Annotated in this window: 21 protein-coding genes; 6 read left to right on the forward strand and 15 right to left on the reverse strand. The window is 38.9% G+C overall.

From position 1 onward, the window contains the following. Window positions 1–63: 63 nt before the first annotated feature. Both ccmB and ccmA read right to left on the reverse strand, forming a co-directional pair. Window positions 64–729, reverse strand: a complete 666-nt coding sequence (gene ccmB, locus PARA_RS00140; protein WP_014063992.1) for a heme exporter protein CcmB — start codon at window positions 727–729, stop codon at window positions 64–66. Between the two features lie 6 nt (window positions 730–735). After that, a complete protein-coding gene (ccmA, locus tag PARA_RS00145; protein WP_014063993.1) occupies window positions 736–1,377 on the reverse strand; it encodes a cytochrome c biogenesis heme-transporting ATPase CcmA in 642 nt (213 codons plus the stop codon). Window positions 1,378–1,660: 283 nt separating this feature from the next. Between ccmA and sodA the strand changes: the two genes are divergently transcribed. Then, window positions 1,661–2,308, forward strand: coding sequence for a superoxide dismutase [Mn] (sodA, locus tag PARA_RS00150; protein WP_014063994.1), 648 nt, complete (start codon window positions 1,661–1,663; stop codon window positions 2,306–2,308). Window positions 2,309–2,362: 54 nt separating this feature from the next. Here the strand turns inward: sodA and PARA_RS00155 are convergent, their stop codons facing one another. The 7 genes from PARA_RS00155 to PARA_RS00185 form a co-directional block, all read right to left on the reverse strand. Continuing rightward, the gene (locus tag PARA_RS00155) at window positions 2,363–2,806 is read right to left on the reverse strand and encodes a methyltransferase family protein (RefSeq protein ID WP_014063995.1); all 444 of its coding nucleotides are present in this window, start codon (window positions 2,804–2,806) and stop codon (window positions 2,363–2,365) included. Between the two features lie 51 nt (window positions 2,807–2,857). Then, window positions 2,858–3,472 carry a YfgM family protein gene (locus tag PARA_RS00160; RefSeq protein ID WP_014063996.1) on the reverse strand — a complete coding sequence of 205 codons (615 nt, stop codon included), beginning with the start codon at window positions 3,470–3,472 and terminating at the stop codon, window positions 2,858–2,860. An 18-nt stretch (window positions 3,473–3,490) separates the two neighbouring features. Next, entirely contained in the window at window positions 3,491–4,762 is a 1,272-nt protein-coding gene (gene hisS, locus PARA_RS00165) for a histidine--tRNA ligase (RefSeq protein WP_014063997.1), read from the reverse strand. Between the two features lie 9 nt (window positions 4,763–4,771). Next, window positions 4,772–5,878 (reverse strand): flavodoxin-dependent (E)-4-hydroxy-3-methylbut-2-enyl-diphosphate synthase, encoded by a 1,107-nt coding sequence (gene ispG / locus PARA_RS00170; protein WP_005695590.1) that lies wholly within the window; start codon window positions 5,876–5,878, stop codon window positions 4,772–4,774. Window positions 5,879–5,896: 18 nt separating this feature from the next. Beyond that, window positions 5,897–6,928 (reverse strand): RodZ domain-containing protein, encoded by a 1,032-nt coding sequence (locus tag PARA_RS00175; protein WP_014063998.1) that lies wholly within the window; start codon window positions 6,926–6,928, stop codon window positions 5,897–5,899. Window positions 6,929–7,003: 75 nt separating this feature from the next. Continuing rightward, a complete protein-coding gene (gene pilW, locus PARA_RS00180; protein WP_014063999.1) occupies window positions 7,004–7,546 on the reverse strand; it encodes a type IV pilus biogenesis/stability protein PilW in 543 nt (180 codons plus the stop codon). 69 nt (window positions 7,547–7,615) lie between these two features. Next, window positions 7,616–8,764, reverse strand: a complete 1,149-nt coding sequence (locus PARA_RS00185; protein ID WP_005698372.1) for a bifunctional tRNA (adenosine(37)-C2)-methyltransferase TrmG/ribosomal RNA large subunit methyltransferase RlmN — start codon at window positions 8,762–8,764, stop codon at window positions 7,616–7,618. A gap of 301 nt (window positions 8,765–9,065) precedes the next feature. Here PARA_RS00185 and PARA_RS00190 point away from each other — a divergent pair, with 301 nt between their 5' ends. The 5 genes from PARA_RS00190 (at window position 9,066) to PARA_RS00210 (ending at window position 13,554) form a co-directional block, all read left to right on the forward strand. Further along, window positions 9,066–9,941: a D-alanyl-D-alanine carboxypeptidase family protein gene (locus PARA_RS00190; RefSeq protein WP_014064000.1), complete on the forward strand. Its 876-nt coding sequence runs from the start codon at window positions 9,066–9,068 to the stop codon at window positions 9,939–9,941. A 154-nt stretch (window positions 9,942–10,095) separates the two neighbouring features. After that, window positions 10,096–10,977 (forward strand): metal ABC transporter substrate-binding protein, encoded by an 882-nt coding sequence (locus PARA_RS00195; protein ID WP_014064001.1) that lies wholly within the window; start codon window positions 10,096–10,098, stop codon window positions 10,975–10,977. Beyond that, the gene (locus PARA_RS00200; protein ID WP_014064002.1) at window positions 10,977–11,873 is read left to right on the forward strand and encodes a manganese/iron ABC transporter ATP-binding protein; all 897 of its coding nucleotides are present in this window, start codon (window positions 10,977–10,979) and stop codon (window positions 11,871–11,873) included. Before PARA_RS00195 ends, PARA_RS00200 begins: the two co-directional genes overlap by 1 nt. Before the next feature lie 3 nt (window positions 11,874–11,876). Next, window positions 11,877–12,728 carry a metal ABC transporter permease gene (locus tag PARA_RS00205; RefSeq protein WP_014064003.1) on the forward strand — a complete coding sequence of 284 codons (852 nt, stop codon included), beginning with the start codon at window positions 11,877–11,879 and terminating at the stop codon, window positions 12,726–12,728. 1 nt (window position 12,729) lies between these two features. Further along, complete coding sequence (locus PARA_RS00210) at window positions 12,730–13,554, forward strand: metal ABC transporter permease (protein ID WP_080557649.1); 825 nt, start codon at window positions 12,730–12,732, stop codon at window positions 13,552–13,554. Between the two features lie 105 nt (window positions 13,555–13,659). Here PARA_RS00210 and PARA_RS00215 read toward each other — a convergent pair whose 3' ends face one another. From PARA_RS00215 to hinT, 6 genes are all read right to left on the reverse strand, one after another. Then, a complete protein-coding gene (locus tag PARA_RS00215; protein WP_014064005.1) occupies window positions 13,660–15,858 on the reverse strand; it encodes a DUF262 domain-containing protein in 2,199 nt (732 codons plus the stop codon). A 1-nt stretch (window position 15,859) separates the two neighbouring features. Next, on the reverse strand, window positions 15,860–17,581 hold the full coding sequence (locus PARA_RS00220) for a DUF262 domain-containing protein (RefSeq protein ID WP_014064006.1): 1,722 nt from the start codon (window positions 17,579–17,581) through the stop codon (window positions 15,860–15,862). A gap of 160 nt (window positions 17,582–17,741) precedes the next feature. Continuing rightward, window positions 17,742–18,917 (reverse strand): 23S rRNA (uracil(747)-C(5))-methyltransferase RlmC, encoded by a 1,176-nt coding sequence (gene rlmC / locus PARA_RS00225; protein WP_014064007.1) that lies wholly within the window; start codon window positions 18,915–18,917, stop codon window positions 17,742–17,744. Then, the gene (nagZ, locus tag PARA_RS00230) at window positions 18,914–19,957 is read right to left on the reverse strand and encodes a beta-N-acetylhexosaminidase (RefSeq protein ID WP_014064008.1); all 1,044 of its coding nucleotides are present in this window, start codon (window positions 19,955–19,957) and stop codon (window positions 18,914–18,916) included. Before nagZ ends, rlmC begins: the two co-directional genes overlap by 4 nt. A gap of 3 nt (window positions 19,958–19,960) precedes the next feature. Beyond that, window positions 19,961–20,308, reverse strand: a complete 348-nt coding sequence (locus PARA_RS00235) for a hypothetical protein (RefSeq protein ID WP_014064009.1) — start codon at window positions 20,306–20,308, stop codon at window positions 19,961–19,963. Continuing rightward, a complete protein-coding gene (gene hinT / locus PARA_RS00240) occupies window positions 20,308–20,658 on the reverse strand; it encodes a purine nucleoside phosphoramidase (RefSeq protein ID WP_014064010.1) in 351 nt (116 codons plus the stop codon). Before hinT ends, PARA_RS00235 begins: the two co-directional genes overlap by 1 nt. Window positions 20,659–20,726 lie beyond the last annotated feature (68 nt).

A 20,726-nucleotide genomic window follows, 5' to 3' on the forward strand; every position in this document is an offset into this window, starting at 1 on the left:
ATCCTTAATTCCAAAAAATAAAAAACAGTTAAAAATCTGACCGCACTTTCACCGTAATGATGATTAATTATCTAAACTAATTCTTAGTGCCGCTGCAATAGCGAAAGGCGATAATGTTATCGCGCCAGCCAAAATTGCGCCTAAAATAGCAAGCTGTCCGCCATAAGGGAGATTTAACGCGGCGGCATCTAAAATTGCTGAGGCAAAAATTAAAACCGGGATGAATAATGGTACCACAAGTAAACTCAGCAATACGCCACCTTTACGTAATCCTACCGTCAATGCCACGCCAATCGCACCAATGCAGCTTAAAATCGGTGTTCCCACTAGCAAGGTGACCACTAATGCCCACCAAATATTCACTTCTAATGAAAGCAATAAAGCCGCAATAGGAGAAAGTAGAATTAACGGCAAACCCGTTAACAACCAGTGTGCAACGACTTTTGCGAGTGCCGTTAGCGCTAAAGGTTGAGCCGTAAGCATCAATTGTTCTAAAGAGCCATCAATAAAATCATCTCGGAATAAACGTTCAAAAGATAGCAACGCAGAAAGCAATGCCGCAACCCAAGCAACCCCGGGTGCAATGCGAGAAAGTAGTTTAGGATCTGGCCCAATTACCAATGGAAACAGCGTAATCACGATTAAAAAGAACCAAAGCGGGTTCAGTATTTCCGCTTGTTTACGGGTCGCAATCTTCAGCTCACGCTTTATAATCTGTAAAAATATCATAAAAATCTAAGAGTTATATTTATAATCAGCAAGATTGATTTTTTTCAATAATGTACTCGGCACTTCTTGGTGGCTCGTTAGAATGACCATTCCACCTTTTTTAGCATGATTTTCAAAAAGTGCGGTCAAAACTTCAACCCCTTTTTTGTCTATTGCTGTAAAAGGTTCATCCAAAATCCAAAGTGGCGCTTCAGAGATCCATAATCTCGCCAAGGCAATGCGTTTTTGCTGACCTGCTGAAAGTTGAGCTGCCGGTAAATCTTCGCGACCGAGTAAGCCTACTGTTTCCAACACATCCCATAAAATATCGGTGCCTTGCTGGCTTTGACTAATCTGCTGATAAAATTTTAAATTTTCCCATGCTGTTAATTCAGGTTTCACACCAGAATGATGGCCGAGATAAAGTAGCTGATGATGGTATTCTTCGCGTTGTTTTGTAATCTCGTCTGAATTCCAGCGCACTTTACCTTCTACAGGCTGTGCAAGGCCAGCTAAAATGCGCAATAAACTTGTTTTGCCGATACCATTGTGCCCTTCAATTTGCACGAAATCACCGCTTTGAAATTGCAGTGAAAGATCAGTGAACAATACGCGATCGCCACGTTGACACGCTAATTGTTCTAATTGAAGTTGATGAGCAGGAAACATAGTCTCAGCCTTAAAAATAAAACCTTGTTAAAAATCAGCGGGTATTCTACCACAAGGGGAAATTTTGACGAGATTTTAAGGGCTAAAAGGTATAACTATTTAGGAGTAGATCGGTGTGTTTATTGATTTAAAACAAATTAAGCTTTTCTAGCCTATTCATCGGATAATCAAATAATTAAAAGATTTACTGATCTAAATCAAATTTTCTGCTACCATTTAACTACTTTTTGATGTTGTTTTATCAAAAACATTACCTTAACTTCATTTAAAAAAGGAACATATTATGTCTTATACTCTACCTGAATTAGGTTACGCTTATGATGCGTTAGAACCACATTTTGATGCGCAAACAATGGAAATTCACCACACTAAGCACCACCAAGCTTATGTAAACAATGCAAACGCGGTGTTAGAAACTTTACCTGCTGAATTTTCTGAAATGTGCTCAGGTCAATTAATCAGCCAATTAGACAAAATCCCAGCTGAAAAACGTACTGCATTACGTAACAACGCAGGCGGTCACGCAAACCACAGCTTATTCTGGAAATCATTGAAAAAAGGCACCTCTTTACAGGGTGATTTAAAAGCAGCTATCGAACGTGATTTCGGTTCTGTAGAAAACTTCAAAGCTGAATTTGAAAAAGCAGCAGCGACTCGTTTTGGTTCAGGCTGGGCGTGGTTAGTGATCAACCAAGGTAAATTATCTGTTGTATCAACAGCAAACCAAGATTCTCCATTAATGGGTAAAGAAATCGCAGGTTGTGAAGGTTTCCCACTTTTAGGTTTAGACGTTTGGGAACACGCTTACTACTTGAAATTCCAAAACCGTCGTCCAGACTACATCAAAGAATTCTGGAACGTAGTAAACTGGGATTTCGTTGCTGAGCGTTTTGCTAAAAAATTAGCAGATTGTGGATGTGCAGCTAAATAATAGTTTCTAAAAATATATAAAAAATCGCCTATTTTTAGGCGATTTTTTTATTGGTTAAATCCAGCGTCTCACTTTTTTCTTGTAAGCCAAATAAGGCTCACCAAACTTCTTCTCTAACCAGTATTCTTCAGGTTTAATTTGCCATTGTGTGATGAGATAAACAAAAAGAAAAACACCTAGAAAACTGACCGCACTTTGCAAATAAACTGCCCATGCCACTAGCAAGCCCGCTAAACTTAAATACATTGGGTTACGACTAAAACGATAAATACCATCTGCCACAAACACGTTGCTTTTTTCTAAGTGAATTGGATTGATATTCGCTTTACTTTTATAAAATTGCCAAAGGCTGAAAAAAGCGATGACAGAAGAAACCGATACAATCAAATAAACTGCTAATACATTGATTTTGAACGGATAAGGATTAGGCAAATATGTCATGATAAGTGCACAGCCAATAAAAATGATGGGTGGTGGCACAATAGGTTTCTGAATCATAAGATCAAAAATCCAATAAAAAAGCCCGAGCAATTCGGGCTAATTAAAATATTACAGATTATTTAATTTCATCTGCGCCATTTGTTTTTCTAACGGGTTACCATTTTTCTGAGCATTCTCAAAGCTTGCTTTAGCACCATTCACATCGCCTTTCGCGACTTGAATATCGCCCGCTAAAAGATCTTTACGTGCACTGAAGCCTTGGCTTTTCACTTGATTTAGACTTGCTAATGCTGCATCAAATTGACCTTGTTGGAATTGCACCGCAGACAAACGAAGTGCTGCAAGAGAAGTTAAGATATCATCTTGTGATTGAGCAATCGCTTGTTTTAAGCTATTTTCAGCAGAGGCGTAATCTTGTTTTGCAACAAAACCTTTTGCTTCATCTAATAAGCTAAATACCGCATAGCTGGTTTTATCATGCGCTTTCACAAATTCAGCTACTTTAGCTTGTTGTGCGGCGGCATCTTTGTTTGCAGTATAAACTAACGCATCATATTCAGCAGACGCTTGCATGATTTGATTGGCTTGATAAGACTGCCAATAACGCCAGCCCAACATCCCGCCTACACCAAGAATAAAAGCGGCAATAATGGTTTTGCCATTGTCTTTCCACCATTCTTTTAACTGGTTCAGTTCTTGTTCTTCTTCAATGGTATATGCCATTTTCCTATCCTTCTAAAATTAAAATTGGGCTTTCACGTGTTCAATCAAATTGGCCACATCAATGGTTTGCTGCTCTGCTGCGCCAAGTAAGTGTTTTACCACAACTTGATTATTTTGTACTTCACTTTCGCCAAGCACAAGAGCCAGAGTCGCACCAGACTTATCTGCGCGTTTAAATTGTTTTTTAAAGTTACCACCGCTGCAATGCAACATTGTACTTAAGTGCGGTAATTCTGAGCGAAGTTTTTCCGCTAGTTGGAATGCGGCTAACGTTGTACCTTCACCTTGATAAACAACGTAAATATCTACCGCACTTTTTACCGGAATCGATTTATTCACTTCTTGAACGAGTAACACTAAACGCTCTAAGCCCATTGCGAAACCGACACTGCTGGTTGCGTGACCACCAAGTTGCTCAACTAAGCCGTCATAACGTCCGCCACCACATACAGTACCTTGCGCACCTAATGCTGATGTCACCCATTCAAATACGGTTTTATTATAATAGTCTAAACCACGTACCAATTTTGGATTAATTTCATATTGAATACCCACCGCATCTAATAGACCGCATAACTGCGCAAAATGCTCGCGACTTTCATCATCTAAATAATCCAATAATTTTGGCGCGCCGTCCAATACATCTTGTAATGCTTGATTTTTAGTATCCAAAATACGTAATGGATTTTTTACAAGACGTTCTTTCTCTTCTTCGCTCATTAAATCTTGGTGATTTTCTAAGAAAGCCACTAATGCAGAACGATAGTTTGCACGTGCTTCTAATGAACCAATCGAATTTAATTGAAGAGAAACATGTTGATCAATACCTAATGCTTTCCACAAACGAGCCGTTAAAATAATTAGCTCCGCATCAATTTCAGGGGTTGCGATACCGAATACTTCTACACCTGCTTGATGAAATTGACGGTAACGACCTTTTTGTGGACGTTCATGACGGAACATCGGTCCCATGTACCATAAACGTTGTTCATTGTTGTAAATCCAACCATGCTCAATCGCAGCACGCACACATCCTGCCGTACCTTCTGGACGAAGCGTTAATTGCTCATCATTATCCCAAAATGTGTACATTTCTTTTGAGACAACATCTGTGACTTCACCAATTGCACGAGCAAATAATGGCGTACTTTCCACGATTGGCATACGCACTTCTGAATAGCCGTAGCTGCTTAAAATTTGGCGAACCTGTCCTTCAATCCATTGCCAAAGTGGAGATTCAGTTGGGGAACAGTCATTCATCCCACGAATTGCTTGAATATTTTTTGCCACGAGTTTTCCTTAAATAATTCGATTTTTTGGATCTTGTTGTGCAACTTTGGCACGAATTTTTGCTTCTAATTGGTCAATAATCGCGTCGTTATCAAAACGTTCTTTTTGACGCTCACCATCTAAATAATAACCACTTTTCTTATTACCACCGGTAACGCCAAGGTCAGACACCAATGCTTCACCAGGGCCATTTACCACACAACCAATAATAGATACATCCATTGGGGTAATAATATCTTCTAAACGTTGTTCTAATGCATTCACCGTGCCGATCACATCAAACTCTTGACGAGAGCAAGTTGGACAAGCAATAAAGTTAATCCCGCGAGAACGAATACGTAATGATTTTAAAATATCAAAACCAACTTTGATTTCTTCTACAGGATCGGCGGCTAAAGAGACACGCAAGGTATCACCAATGCCTTCTGCTAACAACATCCCTAAACCAATTGCTGACTTCACAGAGCCCGCACGTGCGCCACCTGCTTCCGTAATACCTAAATGCAACGGCTGTTTAATGGCTTTTGCCAGTAAACGGTAAGATTCCACCGCCAGGAAGACATCGGATGCTTTTACGCTCACTTTGAATTGATCGAAGTTTAAACGATCCAAGATCTCAACGTGGCGTAACGCTGATTCTAACAAGGCTTCTGGTGTTGGCTCGCCAAATTTCTCTTGAATATCTTTTTCTAATGAGCCAGCATTGACACCAATACGGATCGGGATATTTTTATCACGCGCGCAATCTACCACTGCACGAATACGATCTTCACGACCGATATTGCCTGGATTAATACGTAAGCAATCCACCCCATATTCAGCCACTTTTAACGCAATACGATAGTCAAAATGAATATCCGCCACCAATGGCACATTTACTTGCTGTTTAATGATTTTAAACGCTTCGGCGGCATCCATGGTAGGTACAGAAACACGCACGATATCTGCGCCGACGCGTTCCAACGATTTAATCTGTGCAACGGTCGCTTCAACATCCGTTGTGCGAGTATTTGTCATGGATTGTACGGCAATCGGTGCATCACCACCGATTGGTACATTGCCCACATAAATTTTTGTCGATTCACGACGTTTGATAGTAGGTTTTACTGCTGACATTCTTTCGTAAATTATTCGTTAAGGTTTTGGTAATTTAAATTTAGCCACACGGCCATCAACGGTAAGCGGATACGCTTCGCCTTTATAAGTAATACGAACGTTACCCGGCGCACCGATAATCAACGCATAGTCATTACCATTAAAGGTTAAGACTTCGCCTTGTTTATATTCTTTTTGTGCTAATACTTTACGGTTTTGGTCTTTCACACTAATCCAGCTTGAATTTTTGGTAATCTCAATAACAAGATCACCCTTCGCTGTTGTTGGTGCTTCAGAAATAGCAGGGTTTTCAACCGCACTTTGTGCATCTGGCACGGTTGGCTCTGTTGTGGGTTCTGTGTTAGGTAAGGTTTGTTCCACAACAGGGGCTTGAACTTGTTCAACGATAGGGGCTGAAGTTGCGCCAGTTGAAACTTCTGCGTTTACTGGTTGAGATTTATTTTCTTGAGTATTTGAAACAGCGGGTTCAGCAGCGGCATTATTTGTTGTTTCCGCTACTGGCGTAGTTCCATTGTTTGACACCGCAGGCTGACTATTTACTGTTACTGGAATTTCATTTGAATGAGTAACCGGCACCTCTGCTGTTTTTTCTTTTTCAACGTAGGTTTGCACTAAATTATCACGTTCTTCGTTTGATTTTTGATAATTCTGCCACCACCATAAGCCTGTCATCCCAACAGCTGCGAGTAAAATAATGGTTGTAAGTGTGCCGACCCAGCGACTATGAGAAGAGTATTGGTTTACTGAACGCGTCGCGCGTGCATTTTTACCTAAATCGTTTTTGTATGCTTCACCAAAGGTTAAATGCGCCCATTCGCTCTCAGGAATACGTAAAAATTTTGTATAACTACGCACATATCCTTTCATAAAAGTTGATGGCACATTTTTTTGGACAAATTCATTATTTTCTAATTTTTCCAAAATACTTGGGCGCAAAGAAATTGCCTTTGCCGCATCTTCCAGAGAAAGATTTAACGCTTCGCGAGTTTGACGAAGTCTATCCCCAAAAGAGAGGTCTGTTTTTTCAGTTTGTTCGACGATTGTATTCATAGGTATAAAAATAGAGAAATAGAAATAAAAAACTAAATACCAAATTTTAAAGTCGAAAGGGGCTTTTGGCAATGATTATTTGAGCGTGCGGAGCTTTTCCGCTCTAGAAGGATCAACTTGGCGCAATTTCTCCAACGCTTGTTGATAAACATCGGTTTGTTTTCCGACAAAAGCACAAAGTGCCATGTTTTCGTAGGTATCGGCTTGATGATAATAATTCGGCGCAGCGAGTGCCGCATTAAATTGCGAATAAGCTTGTTCAAACTCACCTTGCCCACATAAAAAAGCACCGAAGTTGTTGTACACGTCGCCTTGCTTATCGTCTAACTTAATCGCCTGTAAATAAGCTTGCTTCGCTTTTTCTGTATCGCCTTGTAATTGATAAAAATGCGCAAGTGCCGAGTGCACAAGATAATACCGCTCATCATGCTCAAAGGCTTTATCTAAATTAAGTTTTGCTTGAACAAAATCCTCTTGTTGCAAATAGCCTAAAGCCAATTCAACGCGCGCTTTGGCTGCTTGTTGTTTATTAAAATCGACTGAAGACTGAGAAATGCAAGCAGAAAAAACAAAAGGAAAAATGACCGCACTTAGAATGTTAATTGGGATTAATTTCATCTTATCACTCCTCTCTCTTATCACTCTTATCCGGGCAGTTTTCCCTTTACAAGTATTGCTATATTTAGCTTAGTTAACAGCTTTCACGTCAATACCTTCACCAAACTTACGCTTCATTGCTGTACGTTTGGTTCGGTCGATGACATCCCCCGCCAACTGACCACAAGCAGCATCAATATCATCACCTCGGGTTTTGCGTACAATCACTGTAAAACCGTATTCCATTAATGTTTTTTGGAAACGATCAACACGACTATTTGAGCTTTTACCATAAGGCGCTTCTGGGAACGGGTTCCATGGGATCAAGTTAATTTTACACGGGGTATTTTTTAATACTTGAGCTAATTGATGCGCATGCTCTGTGCCATCATTCACGTGATCTAATAACACATATTCAATTGTCACTTTACCATGGTTAGCATTCGATACTTCTAAGTATCTGTGTACCGAATCCATCAACATTTTGATGTTATATTTTTTATTGATCGGCATAATTTCATCACGCAATTCATCGTTCGGTGCGTGAAGTGAAATAGCTAATGCCACATCAATCTTATCGCGCAACATATCGAGCGCTGGCACAACACCTGAAGTGGATAAAGTCACGCGTCGTTTAGATAATCCATACGCGAAATCATCCAGCATAATTTCCATCGCGGGTACAACATTGGCTACATTCAGCAATGGTTCACCCATACCCATCATCACCACATTGGTTATCGGACGAACACCTGTGACACCAAAATTACCGATAATTTTTGATGCACGCCAAACCTGACCGATAATTTCAGATACCGTTAAATTACGGTTAAAGCCTTGCTGTGCTGTTGAACAGAAGGTACAAGCTAACGCACAGCCTACTTGAGAAGAAACACAAAGTGTCGCGCGATCTGCTTCTGGAATATAGACCGTTTCAACTTGTTGTTCACCAACCTGCATCGCCCATTTAATCGTGCCATCCGCAGAGCGTTGTTCAACCGCCACTTCTGGTGCTTTAATTTCCGCGACCGCTTTTAATTTTTCTCGTAATTTTTTATTAATATTGGTCATATTGTCGAAGTTATCTTCGCCAAAATGATAAATCCATTTCACTAATTGATCCGCACGAAATGGTTTCTCGCCTAATTCAGCAAAAAACTCACGCATCTGCTGACGCGTTAAATCCATTAAGTTAATCTTTTTTGTATTCGTTTCGGATAAAAGGGGTTGTTCTAACATAAAGCCTCGTTATTACACATTACGGCGATGATGTTACTCAGAATTGAGCAACAAAAAGTTCGCATATTAAAAATGAGCCGAGATTTTACAGATTTACTGACGGATAAGCTAGCAGATTTGAAAAACAAAGAAAATTTTGACCGCACTTCTTTGCGATCGCTATCGCAAAAATCAAAAAACAAAAGAAAAAAGTGCGGTTAAAAAACTTTAAATTTTTTCTCTTTCACACATCCCAAACCCTTACAAAAACTGATAGAATACAAGCTTTGTTTTATTCTCTAAGTTGGCTATATTAAAAGATATGTTAAAAAAAGTTCTTTCTGTATTGTGTTTAGTGCCAGCAATGGCAACGGCACAATCTTATGTCGTGTATGATTTCACCCATGATCGCGTGCTCGAAAGTAGCTCACCGAATCATGTTCAACCTATCGCATCCGTCACTAAGTTAATGACTGCAAATGTGTTTCTTGAAAATAATCGAAACACAAATTGTACTGCATCGATTACTGACGACGATTACGATTACATCAAAGGCACACATACAAAATTACCAAAATACACGCCAATTTCTTGTAATGAATTATTAAAAGCGATGCTCGTTCATTCTGACAACTATGCTGCTCATGCCCTTTCTCGCTCTGCGGGCATGAGTCGTTTGCAATTTATCCAAAAAATGAATGAAAAAGCACGAGAACTAGGCATGCGTTCTACCCGCTTTTCAGATAGTTCAGGTTTATCTGACAGCAACATTTCAAGTGTGATGGATCTGGTTAAATTGGCTAAATACTCTCTTAACAAAGCACAAATCAAAAACCTCTCGAATATGCCAAGCGCTTTCATTCAAGCTGGCGGACGTAGCGTTTTTGTTAAAAACACCAATAAATTAGTGCGTGAAGAAGTGTTTGATGCAGCAATTAATAAAACCGGTTATATTCGCGAATCTGGCTATAATTTAGTCTTTGTGAATAAAAATCCATGTAATCGCGCTACCATTGGGGTGATCAGTTTAAATAACCATTCATCTGCGTTTCGTACTAACTTTACTAAAGGAAAATTGGAACAATACGGTTGTATCGCAGGGCGTAGCATGCACAACTTTACCGTTGATGAAGCCCAATATGAAGAAGGCTATGATGAAGCGGGTATGGATCGCCTAATCCAACAAGTTGGTGGTTAATCATTTCAAAAAGAGCGGTCAATTTTGCACAAAATTTTCCGCTTTTTAATTTTAACCACCTATCGATTTGATAATTATTTTCATTTGAAAACCTTATAAAAAATGATATTATTCTACAGAATGCCAATCAATCATTATTTTTTAAGGAGATCTCATGAAGCATTTATTTAAAAGCCTATCTGTTATCGCTCTAGGTTTAGCTACTTTACAAGCCGAAGCAAAATTTAAAGTGGTGACCACATTTACTGTTATTCAGGATATCGCACAAAATGTTGCGGGCGATGCTGCGACGGTGGAATCCATCACTAAACCCGGTGCAGAAATTCACGAGTATGAACCTACCCCTAAAGATATTGTAAAAGCCCAATCTGCCGATTTAATTTTATGGAACGGATTAAATTTAGAGCGTTGGTTTGAGCGTTTCTTCCAAAATATCAAAGACAAACCAGCCGTTGTGGTAACCGAAGGCATTACGCCACTGTCTATTTATGAAGGCCCTTATAAAGATGCACCTAACCCACATGCTTGGATGTCGCCATCTAATGCGTTGATTTATGTCGAAAATATTAAAAATGCATTAGTTAAATACGATCCGCAAAATGCTGATACTTATCAAAAAAATGCGGCAGCATATGCAGAAAAAATCAAACAGCTCGATAAACCTTTACGTGAAAAACTCTCACAGATTCCTGCCAACCAACGTTGGTTAGTCACCAGTGAAGGTGCCTTTAGTTATTTAGCGAAAGATTACGATCTCAAAGAAGGCTATTTATGGCCAATTAACGCTGAACAACAAGGTACGCCTCAACAAGTGCGTAAACTTATCGATTTAGTGAAAAAAAATCATATTCCAGTGGTATTTAGTGAAAGTACCGTGTCAGCAAAACCTGCTCAACAGGTAGCGAAAGAAAGTGATGCTAAGTACGGCGGCGTACTTTATGTCGATTCTCTTTCTGCCGCTGACGGCCCTGTACCGACTTATGTCGATTTGCTCAATGTCACTGTATCCACCATCGTGAAAGGATTTGAAAAATAATGACTGCACTTTCCGCTTCGATTTCCGTTAATGATGTAACCGTTCGTTACAACAACGGGCACACTGCAATTTATGATGTTACCTTTGCATTACAAGGGGGAACAATCTGTGCCCTTGTCGGCGTAAATGGAAGCGGAAAATCAACGCTATTCAAAAGCATCATGGGCTTAATTAAACCACAGCAAGGCAATATTGCGCTTTGTGGTTTGCCAATTAATCGAGCATTGAAACAAAATTTGGTTGCTTATGTACCGCAAGCGGAAGAAGTCGATTGGCAATTTCCAGTCTCCGTTTATGATGTTGTCATGATGGGACGCTACGGCTATATGAATTTCCTACGCATTCCAAAGGCTGAAGACAAACAAAAAGTGCTCGAAGCGATGCAACGAGTAAACATCGAGCATTTAGCTGAACGGCAAATCGGCGAGCTTTCTGGTGGACAGAAAAAACGCGTATTTTTGGCTCGAGCATTAGCCCAACAAAGTAAGATTATCTTACTCGATGAGCCTTTTACAGGTGTGGATGTTAAAACTGAAAATGCTATTGTGGAACTCCTTCGCCAATTACGTGCTGAAGGCCATTTAATTTTAGTTTCTACCCACAACTTGGGTTCTGTACCAGACTTCTGTGACCAAGTGGTGATGATTAACCGTACTGTGATTGCTGCCGGTAAAACAGAAGATACATTCAATCAGCATAATTTGGAAAAAGTCTTTGGTGGTGTATTACGACACGTCAAATTATTAGGTGAAGATCTGCATAATGATGAAGATAAACGTGCTGTCACCGTGCTTACGGATGATGAACGTCCCGTTGTCTTCTATGGTGAAACCAAAAATGATCCGCCCGCAACGGCTGTAAAATCCTGTCGTCTGCCTCCGTCTGACAAGGAATAAGTCATGCTTGAATATTTACTGGAACCTTTCTCCTATGAATATATGCAAAAAGCCATGTGGATAAGTGCCGCAGTTGGTGGTATTTGTGCCTTTCTTTCTGCCTATTTAATGTTGAAAGGTTGGTCATTAATTGGAGACGCGCTCTCTCATTCCGTGGTTCCGGGTGTGGCGATAGCTTATGCCTTTTCACTCCCCTATGCTTTAGGTGCTTTTTTTGCCGGCATTTTGGCCGCACTTTCCATTTTATGGATCAAATCCATTTCTAAACTCAAAGAAGATGCCGTTATCGGCTTTATTTTCAGTACCTTTTTTGCCTTAGGTTTACTGATTATTTCCTTGAATCCAACCTCGATAAATGTGCAAAACATCATTCTCGGTAATATCCTCGGGATTGCCGATGAAGATATTTATCAAGTAGCCATCATTATGTTGATTTGCTTGGTCTTATTGCTTATTTTTTGGAAGGATCTGTTACTGATTTTCTTTGATGAAACGCAAGCGATTACAGTAGGTCTTTCGCCACTGTTTTACAAAGTCCTCTTTTTTACACTCTTGAGTGCTTGTGTCGTTGCCGCATTACAAACTGTCGGGGCGATTTTAGTGATAGCTATGGTAATCACACCAGGCGCCACCGCCTATTTACTCACAGATAAATTCAAAACTCTTATCAAAGTTGCGGTAGCATTAGGCGCAATCACTGGTTTTGTCGGTGTCTATTTAAGCTATTATCTCGATGGAGCCACAGGTGGTGTCATCGTGACATTGCAAACCTTGTTATTTTTATTAGCTTTTCTATTTTCGCCAAAATACGGATTAATGAGTCAAAAACGACGTAAGGCGGTGGCCCATGAGTGAAATATTTGCGATTTTCCTTGAGCCATTTCAGTTTGACTTTATGCAAAATGCGTTACTCACCGCATTAGTGGTTGCTGTGATCTGTGCACTACTCTCTTGCTATTTGGTATTGAAAGGATGGTCATTGATGGGCGATGCTATTTCCCATGCCGTCCTGCCTGGTATTGTATTAGCTTTTCTAGCCGGTATTCCATTGGTGATTGGAGCCTTTGTCTCAGGTATTGCCTGTGCCTTAGGAGTGGGTTATTTAAAAGAAAACAGTCGTATTAAAGAAGATACCGCGATGGGGATTGTATTTTCGGGAATGTTTGCCATTGGTTTGGTGCTGTTCACTAAAATCCAAACCTCACAACATCTCACACACATCTTATTCGGTAACGTATTAGGTGTAAGCCGACAAGAGCTGATTCAAACGGCTATCATCGCCTTGATTATTTTTATTTTGCTTGGATTAAAGCGTCGTGATTTTCTACTTTATTGCTTTGATCCGAGCCATGCCCGTGTTGCAGGTCTTTCGCCTAAATTATTGCATTATGGCTTACTCACATTACTCGCCCTCACCATTGTGAGTTCAATGCAAGTCGTTGGGGTGATTTTGGTTGTAGCCATGCTAATTGCACCAGGCATCACTGCGCTAACACTGACCAATCGCTTCGATAAGATGCTTGTTATCGCGATTATCAGCGCTGTAACTGCAAGTCTATTAGGCGTGCTACTTAGTTATCATTTTGATGCATCTACTGGTGCATGCATTATTTTGTTACAGGCTGTATTTTTCTTAATTGCGCTAATTTATAGCAAATTAAAAGTGCGATTAAATTTTTAAATAAAAAAGCTAACAGAGATGTTAGCTTTTTTATTAGGGATTGAGCTCCAGCAATGTTAGTGCTTCATAATGCTCGAGACTCAACTGCGACTATCAGTAGTAAGACTAAAAATGTTTTTTGATATAATTCTTCAAGAAACCGATTCTGTCTTTAGTATCAATATCACCGCTATTCGGAATGATGATAATATCAATAATTGAGCCATCTTTGTTTTTTCTTCTTAAATACGAATTTTTTTCGCAGGTTATATACTCATCACCAAAAATCAATCTATCCCCGTAATGTTCTTTTGATAAATGTGAATCAGAAGCTGCTTTCAAACTTGGGTAATATGAAGACTCAGATAACCTCGTTTCTGTCTGCATAACCCTAAACATATGAGGATTTGCTTCAGGATCATCATTCCACATCTTTCCATATGAGTCGGGACGATATTCAGCGTACTTAATATAATAATATTCAAATGGATATTTCTTTTCTCTTTTACATTTGACCAAATAAGCCTTTGCAATATCTTCAAGAATCTCATCCGTGAATTCTTCATATTTATCTAATAAGGAAATAAGAATGTCACTTGTCTTCTCAAAGCCTGAATTAGCACTTCTATGAAATAAGTTTTCCCAAGCAGAGCTATTACTTTTTGTGCCATACTGGTAACGACGCTTATTTCCTTCCATTTGCCCATAATTACCAATCTCCATCATGGCGCCTATTGCCATCATCGCGCAATCTACTTTTCCCTTATCACATTTAAATAATGATTCAAATCTCTCAGTATAATGAAGGTTCTTTATACCAACGATACTAATCTGCCCCTTAAGTAAGTCATGATCTTCCAATTCGAACATTACACCAGCCATACCAGGGTTAGATTTTAGATAGTCAATCTTCCCTTTTTCTTCCACAATCTGATGTGCATTGAAGCTAGGCCCAATATCAATATCATCATTAGTAACACCAGTCAGAATAATCGCTTCTGTTTGCTTTAAAATAGCTGGCATTCTGTTTCTATCTTGTCGATCAGAGATCTCATCTCTAGAATTTTGAATCAGGTTATTTACGATACGAATTCTTCTTTTAAAATCAGATTCCGTTACCTTATCAAGATTCTGCAAGTATGTTGTAATTGCATATAAAAGCACAAATCGATTCAATGGAAATTTGGCACGGTCAGGGTATGTATGTAAGCAATCTTTAAAGATATTTAAGTCACTACCAGACTTAACTAAAATCTTTCCATCCTCATGAGTATTAGCCATAAAGGAGGATAAGAAGTCTTTCGGATCTCTATAATCTCGAATATTCAACCAACAATCAAAAAAACGCTCTAGCGTTTTAATATTCTCTTCTGCATCCTGACTTTTTGATGAAGAGTATAGATCCAAAAGTTCAAATACATCTTTTCCTCTATTACCTGCAGAGATCTCCTTTCGATAATAAATAACATCACAGATAAATTTAAAGTATCGTAAAAATTCGTCATCGATAATGTTATCGTCTAGAGAACTCGTATTACTATTTCGGTACTTCCACAGAAGATCTGTCCAATCAATATCAATTTTGCGCATAATTTTGTCAGCTAATTCATCATCAATATTGCGGATTTCTCGTTCAAGCTCTGCTTTAAAATGTTCGAATAAAGTTAAAGGCTTACCACGAGAATTCATTTTAATATACAGTTCATCTGTTAATCCCATATCTTTAATTGGCAAAAAATAAAATGTAATGCAACCTTCTTTGAGCTTAGTCCACAAATCTGTCACAGACTTAAACCGATTATGAATTGCGTCTAGCATTCGCAGCATGGAGCTAATAGTAGGATCGTTTTTCCAATCCAGAGGGAACCAGGCTTGGTCTATAATTTCTTCAGAAAGGCTATCTTTTTTAAATTCAGGGTTATAATTTACTAATTCATGACAAAAATTGCGTGCACTATACCTGGTCTCGTAGCTGAACTTCTCCAAAAAGTCATAATCATCCTTCACGATATTCTCTTTTTTAGCTGCATACCAATGAAGGAGGAATAATGTAGTAAGACGTTGTTGTCCATCTAGCGGTGTCATGTTACCTTCTTTATCAATATCCCCATAAACAAAGTCTAACGTGATAGGATTCTCCGTCACAGCCTTATATAAAGCCTCAATAAACCGTTCTCTTACACGTGCCACATCAGGGTTATCGCGTCCTTGCGCATAATCCCTCTGGATAATTGGAATAATGATCTTTTGAACCTGTATTGAACCCGCCCCATCTTCAAATTTAGTATCAAAAATATCCATAAAGGAGTGAAGTGTTGTAGCCATATTATTTTGTCCCCTTTTCTAAAAGGATTTTTTCTTCGAGATACGTTCCCAATACAATATTCATTTCGTTAACATACGCATCCCGATCATCTTTACCCCAGAAATGAAGTTGGTTTTCAGCAGATAGTGTATAATATTTCAGAAATACCATTCTTGTACAAAACGGGATAAACGCCCCCTCTTTATCCATCTTGATAATCTCGTTTCTCTTAACATCAAAAGTTGAATTACTTAACGCAGCATTGGCTTCAAAACTTAACAACGCTAAATTTGCAATAGAGTGCAAGTATTCTGAATGTCCCTCTTCAGAGAGCAAACCTACAACCTCTTGTTGGATACTATCGAAATCCTGACGACTAAGCCTATCATTATTAATCGCATCATCTATTTCCTTAATCAATTTATTGATGTCATAACTTGAAGATTTTGCAGATTCTACTGACGGTTTATGAAGGCGAAGCCACTCTTTCCACATTTTCTGAGTACTTAAGCCTTCCGACTGTTGGGCGTGTATATGTTCAAGACTCCATATAACTTTTCCATTCTCACCATTTTTATATTTATCAAATGGAAACCTCTGTGAATGCTCACCACTCTTACGGACTGACTCAACATTAAATAAGAGGAGTAGTTTTTTAATTTTTTTCTGATCCTCTGTATTTTCATAACTCAGATCTGCATAGTTCTTCCCAATTTTTATGCTATTTTTAATATCGTCATCAAGGTCTTTATTAAAAGTAGACTTGGTTTTATATTTGGAACGGTCAAAAATATCTCGCAAAGTTTTTGAACCAGAAGCGATAAGATATCCAATCTTGTGATAAAACTCGTGATTACTATGCCACTCCTTCAGTGTTAAAAATGTCTGCTGAATTTCATACCAGATGTTGTCAAGTTTACCGTTCTGATACGTTTCATCAAATTTGAAAAAGGTATAATACTGATCCCTATTGTCAGCAGGCTTTTGAGAGATAAGATCTAGAACCAGATCAGCTCGAGTCTGATACTCCGTACTTTTATTCGTCAGGAAGAACCACAATGAATCGTTGTGCAGCTCCTTCTCCATATGGTCCCATTGGAAAGATATTTCTTCCTGTTTTTTCTGTTCCATATTGGTGTCAGTTCGTCCTTTGCTAAGGAACATTGCTTTTACTAATTCTGCATTTGTGAGAGGAATCTTACCAATATTCAAACGAGTGAATAAACCAATCGCATCTTCAGTCTCGCCTACTTCATACCAAATAATTTTTACGATTTTCTTGAAGTAGTCATTCATATCAGTAAGCCTTGATTTTATATCTTCCTTAGAAAACCACGCCTTAATACTTTCATAGGCTGTACAAAAGAACCAGAAGTCAATATTCTCCTCTTTACGGGATTCATCGATTGATTTTAAGAAGTCTTCAGACTTCTCTCTGGTTTCATAAGATAGAGTAAATATTGGTCCATTAATAGATTTGCTATGTTCACTCATAAAGCGATAGATAAGGTAGATGGTAGTTAAGCGCTGCTGACCATCTATTAATTCATATTTATCCCCATCTTTTCTTACTACAACTGGCTGAAGACAATAATTTCTCTTACCTTCGGTGGAATAAATATCATCAAGTAACCGTTCGACCTCAGCCTTTCCCCAACGATATCCTCGCTGATATGACGGAACATAAAAACGCCCCTTTATATCTCCAACTAGCTTTGTTCCTAATGTAATTTGGCTATTCATATAATTACGGGTTCCTTCTATATTTTTCAGAAAAACTTATCCAATATTATTAAACTAAAATATGACAATTTTACTGAAAACATATTAAATTTCATACTATTAAATAACTATCTAGAAATAAAACTATTTAGTGATAGGCAAAAATTTGTGGATAACTTTATTAAGTATTGATGTGTGTTAATAGTAGCAACACCTCGTAGTGAGCTGTATGCGGGAACATATCAAATAATTGAATTTGAGTAAGTTTATAATTGGTTAGATGCTGCAAATCTTTTCCCATGGAAACAGCATTGCAGCTGGAATAAAGAATAAAGTGCGGTTGCATTTCATTGAGAAATTCAGCGAGTTCCTTTCCGATACCTCGACGAGGCGGGTTGACGATCACCAAATCCGGTTTATTTTCATCTTGTGCTAAAGCAAAATTAGCGGCATCCAAAGATTGGAATTTAACGTTGTTTAGCCCTAACACCTGAGCAGATTGAGTCGCCGCTTGAATAGCAGATGGAGAAATTTCAATCCCGATCAATTCCACTTCTTGTTGATGTTTATCCTGTAAAGCTTTAGCACAATGAAGTCCAAAACCACCTACTCCACAAAAGAGATCCCAAAGTTTAGTAATCGGCAAATCTTGCACCCAATCTTGCGCCGTTGCATATAATCCTTGTGCTACTAGTGGGTTCGTTTGAAAGAAACCTTGAGGGCGAATAAAGAGCGGAATACCATTAAAACTTTCCAATAAAGTATGTTGGTTCGTCAAAAAGATTTCTTTCTCACCTTCTAAGATCGCTGCATGTTGGGGTTGGATATTCACACTCACCACTTCAAGTTGTGGTAATTTTTCCAATAGCCCTGCAAATTCACGTTGAATTAACGGCAATTTAGTTTCTGAACGTAATACAAAACGCAACATCAATTTTTTTGTATGTTGGCTTTCTGTGAGCAGAATATATTTGAGCTCACCTTTTTGTTTAGCCACGTTATAAGGGACTAAACCAGCGCGTCCAATGAAATCTTTTAGAATCGGAAAGAGTTCAGCAAAGCGTTGCGGATAAAGTGGGCAATCACATAAATCCACCGCACTTTGTGGATCATTCGGGTCTTGTAAAATACCTAGAATGGGACGTTCCACCGCGCCACTTACAACCATTTTCGCTTTATTACGAAAAGCTGATTCGGAGGAATAAAAAGGCGGATGCCAAATTAAATCATCACAATCTAATTTGGCAAGTTGTTTTTTAAGATGCTCTTCTTTCTTGGCGAGTTGCTGCTCATAAGGCATTTCAAGCCATTGACAAGAATGGCAATCGCCTTTTTGATAATGATGGCAATCAATCATTTAGAAGCAAGCCACTCTTGTTGAAGTGCGGTCAGTTTTTGATGATTTTCAATCCAACGTGAAGTTTTGGTGAGTTCTGACCAATCAAAGGATTTTTGTTTAAAGAGCGATTTCAAGCGAGTTTGGCGTGCTGCAAAATGCTCTGTGGTTTCCTCTAACTTAAGATTATCAAGCACTTGAATGACACCTTCTCGTTCATTGCAAAGCAATAATAAGTCACAACCAGCATTCAAGGCTTTCTCACTACGAGCCACAAAATCACCCATAAAACCTGCGCCCTTCATGCCTAAATCATCAGAGAAAATCGCCCCTTGGAAGCCCAGCTGTTTACGCAAAATTTCTTTCAGCCAATAACTCGAACCACTTGCTGGCTGGCTATCACATTGCGTATAAATCACGTGAGCCGGCATAATCGCATCAAGCTTACTCTGGTGAATTAATTGCTGGAATGGCAAAATATCATGATTAAAAATCACTTCTTTTGCACGCTCATCATAAGGGGTTTCAAGATGAGAATCGGCTAAAACATGACCGTGTCCTGGAAAATGTTTTCCTGTTGTTGCCATGCCTGCTTGGTGCATACCATCAATAAAAGCGGCTGCCAAATTGACCGCACTTTTTACATCACAGCCAAAACTACGATCGCCAATCGCACGACATTCATGCCCCAAATCCAACACCGGAGCAAAACTCAAATCAATATCTAGCGCCACCATTTCAGCCGCCATTTGCCAACCCGCTTCTTTTGCTATTTGTTGTTGCTGAGTTGAATCCTTAACTAATGCCGCAAAAGCTTGCATCGCGGGGAGCTGAGTGAAACCTTCGCGGAAACGTTGCACACGACCACCTTCTTGATCGACCGTGATCAATAAAGGCTTTTTCACTCGTTGACGAATAGATTTAATTAACGCTTGAACTTGCTGACGATCATAAAAATTGCGGGTAAATAAAATCATACCGGCAACTAAAGGATGTTCCAGTAAGTCAACTTCTTCTTGTTTGAGCTCATGACCTTCAAGGTCAATTAATAATGTGGACATAAACTATTGTAAGTAAAGACGATAATTGCTACTTTCTGTGCTTGGTTTTGGTAGTTCAAACACTTTCTTTTCTTGTGGTTGCAATAAAATATTGCCTGATTGGCTTTCTTGCTGATTCGCCCAAACTTGCGTTACACCTTGTGTGTTATACCAATAAAGATGGTAAAGCACATTGAGTTGTTGTGTAGTTTTATTTTTTAAGGCTGCGGTATTATCAGACAAATCAACATCTAAAGCCGGTGCTAAATTTGCCGCCATATTTAAAATTGGCTTATTGGTTCCCACAATATTTGGTGCAGATGAACAAGCCGTTAAAAATAATACCGTTGCTGTAATTAGGATCTTTTTCATTATTTCGCCAACATTCTACCTAAAGGTTCACCACCAACAAGATGCATATGAATATGGAATACTTCTTGTCCACCGTGTTTATTACAATTCACGATTAAGCGATAACCGTCTTCGGCAATGCCTTCTTCTTTAGCAATTTTAGCCGCGACAGTAAATAAACGACCCAAGATAACTTCATCTTGTTCTGTCACATCATTCACCGTTGGAATCACTTTATTAGGAATAATCAAAATATGGGTTTTCGCTTGCGGTGAAATATCACGGAATGCGGTTACTAATTCATCTTGATAAACAATATTGGCAGGAATTTCTTTACGAATAATTTTGCTGAAAATGGTTTCTTGAGCCATAGTCTTCTCCTTATTTTATATAAAAAAGTGCGGTCAAAATTTACCGCACTTTGCTTTTATTTTCCATC

This window comes from Haemophilus parainfluenzae T3T1 (assembly GCF_000210895.1).
GTDB lineage: Bacteria > Pseudomonadota > Gammaproteobacteria > Enterobacterales > Pasteurellaceae > Haemophilus_D > Haemophilus_D parainfluenzae_A.